Below are 12,715 nucleotides of genomic sequence, written 5' to 3'. Positions count from 1 at the left end.
ATGACCGATTTTCCGAATTATCCCTGACCGTCAGTATTTTCGTAGGGAATCTCGTACTAGTTTCGTGGACAGTACAAGTATATGTGCGGCTGGACCAACTAGAACAAAAAAACAACTCCGGCAAGAGTTGTTTTTTGTGTCCGCTATTTGATTTTGAGCAGCCTCGGCTCGCCGTCTACCAGCTCGTACGGGAACGATTTGGCCGGCACAAACATCGAGGCGCGCGCGAGGACGTATCTCGGGTCTGTATTGGGCGTGACAGTCGCTTTGTTTTCGCGCAGCATCGTCGCGATATCTGCCGCGTAGTCGATCCCGACCTGCCCGTCTGCGTTCATGACCAGCGGCAGCAAATAATTGCCCATGGTGGACGGCACCTGCCATGTTTTCACGCCGATTTCGGCATGGTCGATCGAGTAGTAGCCATTGCCCAGATCGGCCTGAACAGGCAGCTTGTTGAAGTAGCCGCGGTAGCGGTCCACCGCGCTTTGCACGTCGGCAACCGTGCTGACGGCCCCCAGATGGATCAGCTTGACAGTCGGCTTCGTCTCCACGTCAATCAGGACGTATTTGTAAATCCCGCCCTTTTCAAAAGCGTTTCCGGGAACATCCGGGATGTATTTCGGAATCATTTTGCGAAAATCAATCTCGTATTTCTCAAAAATGGGAGTATCCAGCGGCTTCGTCACGATCGGCAGCACAGACGTATCTTTTTGGAATTGCTCGATTCCTTTTTGCGCCGCTTCGAGAAAAAACGCGCTGGGTACCTGGTTTTCCGCCTTTCGCTCTTCCGGATACAAACATCCGGACAGCAGAACGGAAAGGATGCTCAAGCTCATCGTCAGCTTGAAGGTTTTACGCCATGATTGCCACATCTTATGTACACCTCAAACCCTCATTCTTCATTTTCCATGCGTTGCCGCTCCAGCGCGGCAGCCACGACCGATTTCAAGCGGCTCTCCGGTATGCGGACCGTACAGTCGCCGTGCGTCGTCTTCGCCTGACAGGCCAGGCGTATCCCCTGCCGCAAGTCCTGCTCCGGCATTTTTCGCAGCTCCAGCGCGGTCGGAGCCACCAGCTCGCCGCTCTCCACGACGACGCGGCACATCAGACAGGATGCGTGGCCGCCGCACCTTTGCGGGATCACGATCCGGGCATTGCCAGCCACGCTGACAAGCGTCTGTCCTGCCCTGGCCTTCACGCTTTTGTTACTGGGAAGAAAAGTTACCTTCCCCATGTCGTCACTCCTTTTTAATACGGTCGATGGGCAAGCTTCACATCTCCTTGCCCGACGATCCTGATTTGGCAGCCGAGTCTGAATCCTTCTGCCCGCTCGGCTTTGCGCAGGCGCAGTTTTTCTTCGCTGGTGATCTCGTTGAGGAACGAAGCTCCCTCCACAACCAGCGTGCGGCATTGGGCGCATACGCCTCTCTGGCAGGCATGTCCCCACGTCACCTTGTGCTTTTTGGCCATCGCGACCACCGTTTCGTTCAGCTCCACCGGCAGTTCGTGGGTTCCTGCACGCGTAATCAGCGTCAACTGCGACATCCTTTCTCCTCCTTAGACAAAAATCACGATCAAAATCATGACAAACACTGCGATCAGTAACAAGAAAGCGCAAGTCTTCACGAGAAACCTGACAAGCGCATTTGTCATTTTTCTGGCAAAGATCATCAGCAAATTGCAGACGAACATCAGCCCAATCGCCAGCAGCGAAATGTTCATCTTGGTCATAGGATCAATATACATCTTTCTTGCAGCATCCTTTGCATTTTTTGCTTCATTATACCATACTTCCCAGCTCTCGTCTGACGTTGTGAACCTCCATCTGGACGTTCGCATAGACTATTCTGATGAATTCGCCCATGGGAGGGATGAATGTTGAACAGCAAAGTAAATGGACGCAAGTGGCGGAACCCGTACGCTCCCATACCGAGCAGAAAACTGAGCGACCAAGCGGCCGACGTATCATTGGCCATCAGCCCGAAAAAAATCATTCCCGCCGTCGACCTGCGATCGTCTGTGTCCAAAATGCGCAGCAACATCAAAGGGATCAGCAGCACGATTCGCCAGGTAGAGGAAACGATGGATACGCTGTACGGAGCAATGGAGATCATCGAGAACCTGGGCAAGCGCACAGCCGAACCTGAAGCGGCCGCAGAAAAGCCCGTCTCGACCAGACGAAAAGGCAATGCCGGCGCAGCGAAGGAGAGCGCAAAAGGCAGGGAAGCGGTCCGCGCAGAAGAGGCTCCACAGGAATCCAGTGCAGCGGCAGGAAGCGGCGGAGGCAATCCGCTGGGCAACATCGACATCGGGCAAATCCTGGGCCTCTTGCAATCGCCCTTGGTGCAAAACCTGCTGACGCAAACGGTGAGCGGCACGAGCAAGCAACGAAAAAAAGAGGGATGAGATCCCTCTTTTTTTCTTGGTATCTGTAGGTCAGCCATGTCCCTGTAGAGCCATGATTGTTCCTAGTTTTACTGTATGATGCTTTTGACAGCAGGTAACGGGCATAATCGCCCATTTCTCTCATTTGAGCAGCTTGGACAAGGAAGACATGTCATTCAAATTGATTTCTTTGTTGCGGAACATCTCGATGATCTTGTCTTCCTTTTCGGCGTTGAGCTTTTTCCCGCTCATGGTCGCGAGCGTCTGGAGGATTTGCCGCAGCTTTGCCTCATCCTCGAAGTCGCTGCGCTTTACCTGGCTGGCAAGGGAACGCAGTTTCCCCTCGTCGACCTTTTCTGCAGCTTTTCCTTGCAAACGCTCCAAAAAACGCTTGGAAAGATTGTTGTTCATCCTTTGATCTCCTCCTGCACCTGGGCTTTCACCCTATCGTATGTGCAGGAGCCTACATGTGTGAAAAGCTTCGCCTATGCTTCTATGCTTCCGTCCGGGTTCAGGTAGCCCATCTCGAACGTCTTCCCTCGGCCCATCAGCTCTTCTACCCCTTGGCGCGGCTCTTTTCCTTCGAACAAAATGCCGTACAGCACCGACGTAATCGGCATCTCGACCTGTTCGCGCTGTGCCAGGGCGTGTGCCGCGTGAGTCGTGCGCACGCCCTCGACGACCATCCCCATCTGCTCCAGAGCGTCGTCGAGCTTTTTGCCTTGGCCCAGCATGAAGCCTGCCCGCCAGTTGCGGCTATGGCGGCTGGTGCACGTCACGATCAGGTCGCCGACGCCCGCAAGCCCCGAGAACGTAAGCGGCAAGGCGCCCAGTTTGATGCCGAGGCGGCTGATTTCCGCAAGTCCGCGGGTCAAAAGCGCCGCTTTCGCGTTGTCGCCAAATCCGAGGCCGTCTGACATGCCCGCTCCGAGCGCAATGATGTTTTTCAGCGCGCCGGCAATTTCCGCCCCGATCAGATCATGGTTGGTGTAGACGCGAAAATTGGCGTTCATCAACAGGTCCTGCGCGCGGAGCATGCTCTCCTCCGCTTCTGACGCAACCACCACTGTCGTCGGCTGCCTGCGGACTACTTCTTCCGCGTGGCTCGGTCCGGACAGGACAGCGAGCTTGCCGGAAATTTCGGGCGGGATTTCTTCCATGATGACCTCTGACATTCGCTTCAGGCTTTCCAGCTCAAAGCCTTTGGTCGCATGGATCAAAAGCACATCCTTATGTAAAAACGGAGCCAACTGCCTGCAAATTTGCCGCATCGCGTGCGACGGAACGGCCAGCAGCACGATCGGTTTGTCGGAAACGGCCGCCTGGATATCCGTCGTGGCGACAATGCTCTCGGCCAGCTTGGCCTCAGGCAAATATTTGGCGTTCGTATGCTTGCTGTTCACTTCATCTGCCAGCTTGGGATCGCGTACCCACAGCGTAACCTGATGGCCGTTTTCCGCCAGAACGGAAGCGAGCGCCGTTCCCCAGCTACCCGCACCGACTACTGTAACCTCTTTTCTCAATAGATCCCCCTCCATCATTCCAGTCTTTTTCGTAAGAACGATTCAGACCTATCCCAGCTTGCGATTGGACTTATCTCCCAATTTCCGTTCGTTTCCTGCGAGAAGATTGCGGATATTATTATAATGGCGAACATACGCAAACACAGCGATTACCAAACTTGTCCAAAAAAAGGAAATCGGTTTGTCCAACAGATAAAGGGAAACAGGAATAGCCGTAACCAGCACAAGCGATCCGAGCGAGACGTATCGGGTAATCGCAATGACCAGCACAGCCAGTACCGCTGCAATCAAAAAGGCCAGGGGAGAGAAGCCTAGCACCACGCCGAGCGTGGTCGCAATGCCCTTTCCCCCGCGAAAGCCAAAGTAGATCGGCCAGTTGTGCCCTGCGATGACAAACAGGCCCGCCACTGCATAGGCAGCGGGATCACCTGTCATGAGGTGTGTTATTCCCATCGCCGCCAATCCTTTTAATGCATCAAGAATCAGCACGGCGATACCCGGACCTTTTCCCAGCACGCGAAGCGTATTGGTCGCCCCTGCGTTCCCGCTGCCATGTGAGCGAATGTCAATTCCTGCAACTTTTTTGGCGATCAGATAGCTGAAGCTAATTGAACCGATCAAATAGCTGAGCACCCAGGCTACTAACACCATGGCGGTTTCCTCTCCCTACGTTTTTTTCCGCGTCCATATGCGAACAGGCGTACCTTCAAAGACAAACGCTTCACGGATCTTGTTCTCTATATAACGCTCATAGGAGAAATGCATAAGCTCCGGATCGTTCACGAACAAAATGAACGTGGGAGGCTTGACTGTCGCTTGTGTCGCGTAGTTGATTTTCAGTCGCTTTCCTCTGTCAGACGGCGGCGGTGTGCGAATCGTCGCATCCGTTACGATATCGTTGAGGACGGAGGTCGGAATGCGCATGGCGTGTGCTTGCGCGACCTCGTTGACTTTCGGCAGGATCGTGTGAACGCGCTGCTTCGACTTCGCCGAGACGTACAGAATCGGCGCGTAGTCCAGATATTTGAACTCCTCGCGAATCAGCTCTGTGAAGCGCCGCATCGTCTTGTCGTCTTTTTCAACGGCATCCCACTTGTTGACGATAATAATTACGCCGCGGCCTGCCTCGTGTGCATAGCCGGCAATTTTTTTGTCTTGCTCGATGATGCCTTCTTCCCCGTTGATGACGACGAGAACGACATCGCTGTCCTCGATGGAACGCATCGCGCGCATGACGCTGTATTTTTCCGTCGTCTCGTACACTTTCCCGCGCTTGCGCATCCCGGCGGTATCGACGAGAACGTAGCTCTGTCCATCCCGCTCAAACGGCGTGTCGATCGCATCCCGCGTTGTGCCCGCGACGTCGCTCACAATGACGCGCTCTTCGCCGAGCAGCGCATTCGTCAAGGACGACTTCCCGACGTTCGGACGGCCGATAATGGACACGCGAATGACGTCCTCTTTCCGCTCCTCGTCGTCTTCGGCAGGAAAATGCCGAACCACTTCCTCCAGCATGTCTCCCAGGCCAAGGCCATGGCTGCCTGAGATCGGGAACGGTTCACCCAAGCCAAGCGAATAAAAGTCGTAAATATCGGCACGCATGTCCGGGTTGTCCGCTTTGTTTACTGCGAGCACGACTGGCTTTCCGGTGCGGTTCAGCATCCGGGCCAGCTCCACGTCAGCGTCTGTCACGCCTGTCCGGCTGTCGGCGATCATGATGATGACGTTAGCCTCATCAATCGCCAGCTCCGCCTGGTAACGCATTTGCGTGAGAATTTCATCGGTCTCGCCAAACTCAATCCCGCCCGTATCAATCACGTGGAAGGTATGGGTCAGCCATTCTCCTTTTCCGTACAGGCGGTCACGGGTTACTCCCGGCATATCCTCCACGATCGCGATGCGCTCGCCGACCAGTCTGTTAAAAATCGTGGACTTGCCCACGTTGGGTCTCCCCACAATGGCTACCACAGGTAATCCCATAATCAACAACACTCTCTCTCATTTACGTTTTGACTAGCTAATCATACCATACACTACTTGTGGCGAACAACGATAAGGGTATCAGGGCTTACCTCGTGCACCATGGCGTCCAAAATCTTTTCCAGCGTGAAAGCCGTCTGCTGCATCTTCTCATGTGTCGGCTCGATGAAAATCGGCGCGCCGCCCGCGATGCCTTCCCTGTTCACGGTAATCACGGCCAAAATCGTCCCGGTCATGATCTACAGCTCCTTTTTGACTAATTTCGTCTTCTGCGGCATCCGGAAGACGCTCTCTAAAATCGGCACCGCATCAATGACGGCTTTGCCCCGCTCGGCATCTTTTTCCTGCGGCAAAAGGAAGACGCCGAGCCTGCCGGATTGCAGGTCGCGTTTTACCAGTGGCGTCAAGGAAGGCTCCCCTGTATCGGTGTACACGCCGAGCTGGGTCGCTACATCATGCAAAATCGCCTGGCGCTGGCCGGGATGGGCGATCGTCACTTTGGCGTTGGCATCCTTCGGGGTCAAAATAAAGCCGACTCCGTGCTCGCGGATGACCTTTTGCGCGTCTTCCAGACCGACGTTCATGATGTAAATGTCGCCTACGTACAAGTCTTTTCCGTCCACTCTCACCTCTGCCGGACTCGTGTCTGCGATCAGCGACAGCGTCTTCCCGGAGCGCAACTTGCGCGAAATGACAAGGGCGATCACCCCCGCGATGATGCCGCCCCACCAGTTGAACAAAATCGTCGCTGTCGCGGCGACGAGGGAGGTGAAAATCACCATGTAGTTGCGCCCTTCGAACACCATGGCGATCCCTTCGATGTACGGACCGCCGCGCGGTACCAGCTCTAGCTTGTCAATCTCCGTCAAGGTCGTCCGCTCCATGTTGCGCACGTCGCGGAACTGCTGGGCGGCCACGGTCAAAAACGTCACGGCCGTATAGTTTTCCTTCAACAGTGCCGGCACAGCCAAAGCGCCCAGGGCCGAGGCGATCACCCCGAGCGACACATGAATGATTTTTCCGTGCGGATACGTCGGATATTGGCGATAATCCGTCCGCAGCAGATGGATTCGGCACATGATCCCGAAGACGAACCCGATCGTCAACGGAACGACAAACTCATTGGCCAACAACTCTTTAAACAAGCGCGATCACCTACCAGTATCGGAATGGGAAGGCTCTGCCTCCCTCCGTCCGAAAAGCCGACGAATGGCAGTCCAGAGCATACTGATAAGCCCCAGCAACGAAATGCCGCTCCACAACAGGTCTTGCGCGTAATCCGTTCCCAGGCTGCACGCTCCGGACGCCCGCCAAAAATAGAGCGCGTAGAGCGCATCCGCCAGCGGCAGCGCCAGCATGAGCAGAAACAGCCGGACGGCCATAAGCCTGCTCGTCGCAAGCGTGATCGCGACGCTAATTCCCGGCACGATCACCCGCTCGTCCCAAATCAACAGGATCGGGTCGGAAAAAAACAGCCAGCGCAGCCAGAAAACCATGACGGCAACCCCCGTCGCGCCGAGCACATACAGTCTTCGGCCTGCTTTGGGGAGCCGTGCATAAAAGATCGCGCTTGCGAAAAAGGGCAGCAACGTTCCGCTGAGACTTACCTGAATCGGGGCGAAAAACAATGTCCAACTGACAAAGGAGCAAATCAGAAACGCACAAAGAACGGCGAGCACGCGCCTTCTCTCCATGCCCATTTCCCGCAGTTGCGAGTCAAAGCTCCCCATCCAGACAAGACAAAGCAAAGACCACTGGATGAGGATCGCAATGGTTCCCTCGTTCATGTTCATCTCCTCAAAATGATGGTTGTCTCCCCAAAGTATGCCTCAAGCGTCCGCCTTTCATGAATGGCTCGTCCGTTAGTCAGCGCCGCTCTGCCCATTCCTCCACTGCTCTCCCGCGCAGACGGGCGCGCTCCGCTGTTTTGCCTGTTATCAACAGCGGGGTGTTGACGCCATCTGCGAGCTGCACAAGCCCGAGCGCCGTCATCGCCACGCGAATCTGGTGATGCCAGCCGTCTACTTCCGCCAGGCATTCTTCGATCGGGTGCGCGTGCACGACGCGCAATAGCGCACCCGCCACGCCGACAGCCGAAGCTCCCAGGCAGACCGCTTTTATCACGTCCAGTCCGTGCCGCACTCCTCCCGTCGCCATGACAGATGCTTGCGCGTGTATATCGCGGTCTGCTTCCAGCAGGCTCTCGACGGTCGTAAAGCCCCAATCCTCAAACATGGACAGCGGGTGAGCGCTCCTTTTGTTTTCCACTTTGGCAAAATTCGTTCCGCCTCTGCCGCCCACGTCGATGCTTTTGATCCCGGCTGCGGTCAGCTTGAGCATCGTTTCCTTCGCCATCCCGAATCCGACCTCTTTGACGATCACCGGGACGTCGACGCTCTCCTGGATGCGCTGGATCCGCTCCAAATAGCCGCTGAAATCGCGATCTCCTTCGGGCATCAACAGCTCCTGCATCACATTCAGGTGAATTTGCAAGCCGTCTGCCGCAAGCATTTCTACCGCTGCCTGCGCTTGCTCCACTGTCGCTTCCGCCCCGACATTCGCCCAGACGATGCCGCGCGGATTTTCTTTGCGCACAATCTGGTAGCTCGCGGCGACAGACGGGTCGCGCAGCGCGGCCATCTGCGAACCGACGGCCATCGCCAGTTGGCGCTCCCTGGCAATGATCGCAAGCTTCTGATTAATCTGCGTTGTCGCTTCCGCTCCGCCTGTCATCGCGTTGATAATGAGCGGAGACGGCAGGCGAAAAGAAGCAAACTCCGTATCGAGCCTTGTCTGTTCGTAGCCGATATTCGGCAGGCTATTCGGCACAAAGCTGACGTCATCAAAGCTGTTTGTACCGATTTCGGCCGTTGCCAGTGCATGGCGAATATGGTCAAGCTTTCGTTGCGAACGATCCACGCGTCTTCCCTCCCGACAAACCTTTTATCCCCTTGTAGCTTTGGCCACAGCCAAGTAAAAAGGGATACGCAAGAGCGTACCCCCTTATTTTTCCCGTCTGTCTCGCTTACTTGAACTTGTCTTTCAGATCCGCGAACAGTTCACCAAGCGTTACACCCATTGGCTGATTGTTTTCTTGCGTGAATTGTTGCTGTTCACGCTTGCTTGCGCGCTCTGCCTGCTCGGCGCGATCTTCTTCTACCGCGCGGATGCTCAAGCTGATGCGCTGCTCTTGTGGAACCACATCGAGAATTTTCACTTGCACTTCCTGGCCTTCCTTGAGCACTTCGCCAGGCGTGTTCACGCGACGATTCGCGATTTGCGAGATGTGCACAAGCCCTTCAATTCCAGGTGCCACTTCGACAAAAGCACCGAAGGAAACGAGGCGTTTCACTGTACCCGTTGTGATCGAGCCTGCTTTAAACTCTTCGGCAACCTTTGCCCAAGGACCTGCCTGGGTTTCTTTGATGCTGAGGCCGATGCGCTCGTTTTCGCGGTCGATTTTGAGCACTTTCACTTGTACCTTGTCGCCTTCTTTTACGACGTCAGATGGCTTTTCTACGCGGTTCCAAGCCAGCTCGGATACGTGCACCAGGCCGTCTACCCCGCCGATGTCCACGAATACGCCGAAGTCGGTCATGCGTTGCACAGTGCCTTCCAGCACTTGACCCACCTGGATTTGATCCAGTACGGACTGTTTTTTCGCTTTTGCTTCTTCTTCCAGAACCGCTTTGTGGGAGAGGATCACTTTGTTTTTCTCTTTGTCCATCTCTACTACTTTCAATGTCAAGGATTTGCCTTTGTAATCGGAGAAATCCTCCACGAAATGACGCTCGACCATAGAAGCAGGGATGAAGCCGCGAACCCCTACATCTACGACCAGACCGCCTTTGACGACTTCCTTGACTGTCGCCTCGATGATCTCGCCTGACTGCATTTTTTGCTCCAGTTCAGCCCAGGAAGATTCCATCGCAACCGCTTTTTTGGAAACGACAAGCTCTTCTTTTTCATCGTTGAGCTTGATTACTTTTACTTCAAACGTGTCGCCAACCGCAACGACGTCAGACACTTTTTCCACATGCAGAGGAGACAGTTCGCTGATCGGGATCAGGCCATCGTATTTGTAGCCTACATCCACGAGAGCCTGTTTGTCTTCGACTTTGGTTACAGTCGCTTTTACGACATCCCCCACAGAAATCGTTGTTGCATCCGTCAAGCTTACGTTTGTTTCATCCATCATCCAAATAACCTCCTTGAATACCATCGAGTCCCAGACCATCTATGTACAGGTTGTGTACAACCATATTACACGAAGCGGGAGCAAGTATATTTTTTACTGTCGCCCGAAGGCTGGCAGTTAGCACTGACGTAGCCAGTAAGTTCCAGCAAATGTAGTATTTGTCCCTTTGTCGATTCTATACCGGACTTAGGGAAGATGCTGGTCGCGCAATTCCTTGATGCGGGCCATGATTAAATCGCTCGTCTCCTTCAGCACATCGGAGCCGGACTTGGCTTCGCGCAAGCTGGTGAGATCGATCGGCTTGCCGTAGACGATCTTGATCGGACGAAACGCCCGATACGGCCCGATAATCGCTACCGGAATGACCGCTGCCTGCGATTTGAGGGCAAACATCGCCACCCCTGGCATCGCTTCTCCCGGTTCGCCGGTTTTGCTGCGGGTTCCCTCGGGAAAAATTCCAAAGATTTTTCCATCTTCAAGCAGTTTGAGCGTCGTGCGGATCGCCGCCCGATCACCCGCGCCCCGCTTGACTGGGAAAGCGCCGAATTTCGTAATAAGAAAAGATAAGAGCGGAATTTTAAACAGCTCTTCCTTGGCCATGAAGTGCACCTGGCGCTCGATTCCAGAACCGAGCAGCGGCGGGTCCCAGAGCGAAATGTGATTGGCGCACAAAATCACCGGGCCTTCCTTAGGTATATGTTCACGCCCAATCACTTGCCAACGGAAGACAAGCGAAAATATGATGCGGAATATTCCGCGGAATAAACGGTAATAGGTCACTTGGCCGACTCTCCCGTTCGTTCGCAGATTTGCAGGATGTGGTCTACGACCTGGTCGATGGTCATCCCCGTAGTGTCGACCAGCACGGCATCGTCCGCCTGGCGCAAGGGAGCCACCTCTCTTTGCGTGTCCCGGCGATCTCGCTCCTCTATTTCTTTTTCCAGCTCAGCCAGGTCTGTCTCGGTTCCTTTTTCCCGCAGTTCTTTCCATCTGCGTTCTGCTCGCTCGCGGATGGAGGCCGTCAGAAAAATTTTCACCTCGGCGTCAGGCAGGACATGCGTTCCGATATCTCTGCCGTCCATGACCACGTTTCCTTGCTTCGCCAGCTCTCGCTGCAACACCAGCATCTGTTCGCGAACGGAACCGTAGCTCGCGACAATCGAGGCGTACTGACTGACCTCTGGCGAACGAATCAGGTCCGTCACATCGAGCTCGTTCCAGAACACACGCTGCTGTCCAGCTTGCCGAACCAGACCAATCTTGTTGTTTTTCAAAAGTTCGGAAACAGCAGGCTCGTCGCCGATCGGAATCTGTCCGGAAGAAACAGCCCAAGCGAGAGCGCGGTACATGGCCCCGGTGTCGATGTAGACGTATTCCAGTTGCCTTGCTACCTTCTGTGCAACCGTGCTTTTCCCTGCTCCCGCAGGTCCATCAATCGCTATGTTCATTACTTCTCACCTGCTATGTACAGTAGTTCAGAAAGGGAGTAAAACAAGAAAAGCTTCTGCCCGAAGCCCTTTCCCATTCATGTGGTGAAAAACACGTGGCGACCGCGCGCGGTCTACGAAAACGCCCCTGACCGTTTTCTATGTTATTTATAATAGTACCATAGTATGGAAGCATGCGCAAACCTTTAGGGCTTGTCTGACACGCCTTCCAAGCGTTCTGTCTCGATCAGGAAAACGCGAGCCGGAACGTATTGAATCAGAATCTCTCCGGCTGTCAGCGCGATGGCGCAAGCCGCAATTCCAATCAAGATGCCTTTCTCTACCCGTCTGGAAAATCGGCGAAAACGCTCGTCGTACTGACTGGTCACTGGGGTCACTTCCTTTTCGGAAAAGCGTCAATCCTCGACGCCTTTTTTGCGAAGCTCTAGTTGTCTTTCGTAACACGCCCGAATCACTTTTACCCGATCCTGTTCGCTAATATTCGTAAATTTTCCCGATATCCACTGGTGCAAGCCCTTCTCTTCCGGCGCCTTTTGTCTGACGACCTCCAGCTCGGCGAAGGCGTGCTGGACCTGTCCGTTTTTGCTCGGCAGTGCGATCCAGACTTGCAGCACGTCTTTTTCGCGCAGACGATAAGACTCATCGCAAGTGAAAGACAAGCCGCCACCGCTGATGTCGATGGTTCTCGCCAAAAAATGATAGCGTCGCATCGGGTCCTGATGCTTGACAGCGATGTCCAGCGCGGTTTCGATTCGCAAGTAGTTGCGCCGTTGCGTCCGCACGATCTCTTCTTTTTTCGGCAGTTGCAACAGCAAGACAGGAATGTGCCCGCTCTCCCTGCTGACGATGGAAGACTGAAATTCATAGCGAGACCCGTCTTCGCCTACATACCAGACCAGACAGCTTGTCCCAGGCCGGAACACGCCAGTCCGCCCCGTGCTTTCACTGGTTGGCAACTCAATGGAAGCCAGCTCTTCTGTCATGTCGGTTATGCGGCTTTTAAAGGCCTCCATGCCCTGCTCGTCTTCAGAGGAACCCGTGAACTGAAGTCGTATGGTTTGTCCTACTCGTGGAAGCATCATAATAGCAAATGTTCCTCCTTTTCCCTCTCACCCACCCATTATATACTCTTTTCTTTCCAATCAGCAAATAGGGAAAGCCGTCAAATTCAGCTTTCCCCT

At 54.4% G+C, this 12,715-nt stretch carries 18 protein-coding genes; 1 reads left to right on the top strand and 17 read right to left on the bottom strand.

The genetic code is table 11. The annotated features are described in order from the left end of the window. Nucleotides 1-143 precede the first annotated feature (143 nt). Genes AC3WJN_RS04655 through AC3WJN_RS04640 form a run of 4 tightly spaced genes read right to left on the bottom strand, consistent with a single transcriptional unit; the run spans nucleotide 144 to nucleotide 1,746 of the window. Nucleotides 144-872, bottom strand: coding sequence for a YphF family lipoprotein (locus tag AC3WJN_RS04655; RefSeq protein ID WP_005831319.1), 729 nt, complete (start codon nucleotides 870-872; stop codon nucleotides 144-146). Nucleotides 873-892: 20 nt separating this feature from the next. Beyond that, nucleotides 893-1,234 carry a 2Fe-2S iron-sulfur cluster-binding protein gene (locus AC3WJN_RS04650; RefSeq protein WP_005831321.1) on the bottom strand — a complete coding sequence of 114 codons (342 nt, stop codon included), beginning with the start codon at nucleotides 1,232-1,234 and terminating at the stop codon, nucleotides 893-895. A 14-nt stretch (nucleotides 1,235-1,248) separates the two neighbouring features. Continuing rightward, nucleotides 1,249-1,545 (bottom strand): 2Fe-2S iron-sulfur cluster-binding protein, encoded by a 297-nt coding sequence (locus AC3WJN_RS04645; protein ID WP_007785453.1) that lies wholly within the window; start codon nucleotides 1,543-1,545, stop codon nucleotides 1,249-1,251. A 12-nt stretch (nucleotides 1,546-1,557) separates the two neighbouring features. Then, nucleotides 1,558-1,746, bottom strand: a complete 189-nt coding sequence (locus AC3WJN_RS04640) for a DUF2768 family protein (protein WP_005831325.1) — start codon at nucleotides 1,744-1,746, stop codon at nucleotides 1,558-1,560. A 129-nt stretch (nucleotides 1,747-1,875) separates the two neighbouring features. On the opposite strand from AC3WJN_RS04640, the gene AC3WJN_RS04635 reads away from it, so the two are divergent. Beyond that, nucleotides 1,876-2,406 carry a hypothetical protein gene (locus tag AC3WJN_RS04635; protein WP_007785455.1) on the top strand — a complete coding sequence of 177 codons (531 nt, stop codon included), beginning with the start codon at nucleotides 1,876-1,878 and terminating at the stop codon, nucleotides 2,404-2,406. A 120-nt stretch (nucleotides 2,407-2,526) separates the two neighbouring features. On the opposite strand, the gene AC3WJN_RS04630 is transcribed toward AC3WJN_RS04635, so the two are convergent. From AC3WJN_RS04630 to AC3WJN_RS04570, 13 genes are all read right to left on the bottom strand, one after another. Further along, nucleotides 2,527-2,796, bottom strand: a complete 270-nt coding sequence (locus AC3WJN_RS04630; RefSeq protein WP_005831329.1) for a stage VI sporulation protein F — start codon at nucleotides 2,794-2,796, stop codon at nucleotides 2,527-2,529. Nucleotides 2,797-2,870: 74 nt separating this feature from the next. Continuing rightward, nucleotides 2,871-3,908, bottom strand: a complete 1,038-nt coding sequence (locus AC3WJN_RS04625; protein WP_007785459.1) for an NAD(P)H-dependent glycerol-3-phosphate dehydrogenase — start codon at nucleotides 3,906-3,908, stop codon at nucleotides 2,871-2,873. Nucleotides 3,909-3,956: 48 nt separating this feature from the next. Further along, complete coding sequence (gene plsY, locus AC3WJN_RS04620) at nucleotides 3,957-4,559, bottom strand: glycerol-3-phosphate 1-O-acyltransferase PlsY (RefSeq protein WP_005831334.1); 603 nt, start codon at nucleotides 4,557-4,559, stop codon at nucleotides 3,957-3,959. Nucleotides 4,560-4,574: 15 nt separating this feature from the next. After that, nucleotides 4,575-5,888, bottom strand: coding sequence for a ribosome biogenesis GTPase Der (gene der, locus AC3WJN_RS04615; protein WP_005831336.1), 1,314 nt, complete (start codon nucleotides 5,886-5,888; stop codon nucleotides 4,575-4,577). 53 nt (nucleotides 5,889-5,941) lie between these two features. Further along, the gene (locus AC3WJN_RS04610) at nucleotides 5,942-6,124 is read right to left on the bottom strand and encodes a capping complex subunit for YIEGIA (RefSeq protein ID WP_005831338.1); all 183 of its coding nucleotides are present in this window, start codon (nucleotides 6,122-6,124) and stop codon (nucleotides 5,942-5,944) included. A 3-nt stretch (nucleotides 6,125-6,127) separates the two neighbouring features. Continuing rightward, a complete protein-coding gene (locus AC3WJN_RS04605; RefSeq protein WP_007785462.1) occupies nucleotides 6,128-7,033 on the bottom strand; it encodes a YIEGIA family protein in 906 nt (301 codons plus the stop codon). Between the two features lie 6 nt (nucleotides 7,034-7,039). Then, complete coding sequence (locus AC3WJN_RS04600; RefSeq protein WP_007785463.1) at nucleotides 7,040-7,675, bottom strand: YphA family membrane protein; 636 nt, start codon at nucleotides 7,673-7,675, stop codon at nucleotides 7,040-7,042. Nucleotides 7,676-7,754: 79 nt separating this feature from the next. Then, nucleotides 7,755-8,807, bottom strand: coding sequence for a type 2 isopentenyl-diphosphate Delta-isomerase (fni, locus tag AC3WJN_RS04595; protein ID WP_007785464.1), 1,053 nt, complete (start codon nucleotides 8,805-8,807; stop codon nucleotides 7,755-7,757). A 106-nt stretch (nucleotides 8,808-8,913) separates the two neighbouring features. Then, a complete protein-coding gene (gene rpsA / locus AC3WJN_RS04590) occupies nucleotides 8,914-10,086 on the bottom strand; it encodes a 30S ribosomal protein S1 (RefSeq protein WP_005831346.1) in 1,173 nt (390 codons plus the stop codon). Between the two features lie 186 nt (nucleotides 10,087-10,272). After that, nucleotides 10,273-10,866, bottom strand: a complete 594-nt coding sequence (locus AC3WJN_RS04585; RefSeq protein ID WP_007785466.1) for a lysophospholipid acyltransferase family protein — start codon at nucleotides 10,864-10,866, stop codon at nucleotides 10,273-10,275. Next, the gene (gene cmk / locus AC3WJN_RS04580; protein ID WP_005831350.1) at nucleotides 10,863-11,534 is read right to left on the bottom strand and encodes a (d)CMP kinase; all 672 of its coding nucleotides are present in this window, start codon (nucleotides 11,532-11,534) and stop codon (nucleotides 10,863-10,865) included. The genes AC3WJN_RS04585 and cmk overlap by 4 nt, the downstream gene beginning before the upstream one ends. A gap of 185 nt (nucleotides 11,535-11,719) precedes the next feature. Beyond that, on the bottom strand, nucleotides 11,720-11,902 hold the full coding sequence (locus AC3WJN_RS04575) for a hypothetical protein (RefSeq protein WP_005831352.1): 183 nt from the start codon (nucleotides 11,900-11,902) through the stop codon (nucleotides 11,720-11,722). 27 nt (nucleotides 11,903-11,929) lie between these two features. Next, on the bottom strand, nucleotides 11,930-12,613 hold the full coding sequence (locus AC3WJN_RS04570) for a flagellar brake protein (protein WP_259676615.1): 684 nt from the start codon (nucleotides 12,611-12,613) through the stop codon (nucleotides 11,930-11,932). Nucleotides 12,614-12,715: the final 102 nt, after the last annotated feature.

Source organism: Brevibacillus sp. FW306-2-1A-C05A, assembly GCF_058781555.1.
This window is presented reverse-complemented; position numbering and strand designations above follow the sequence as displayed.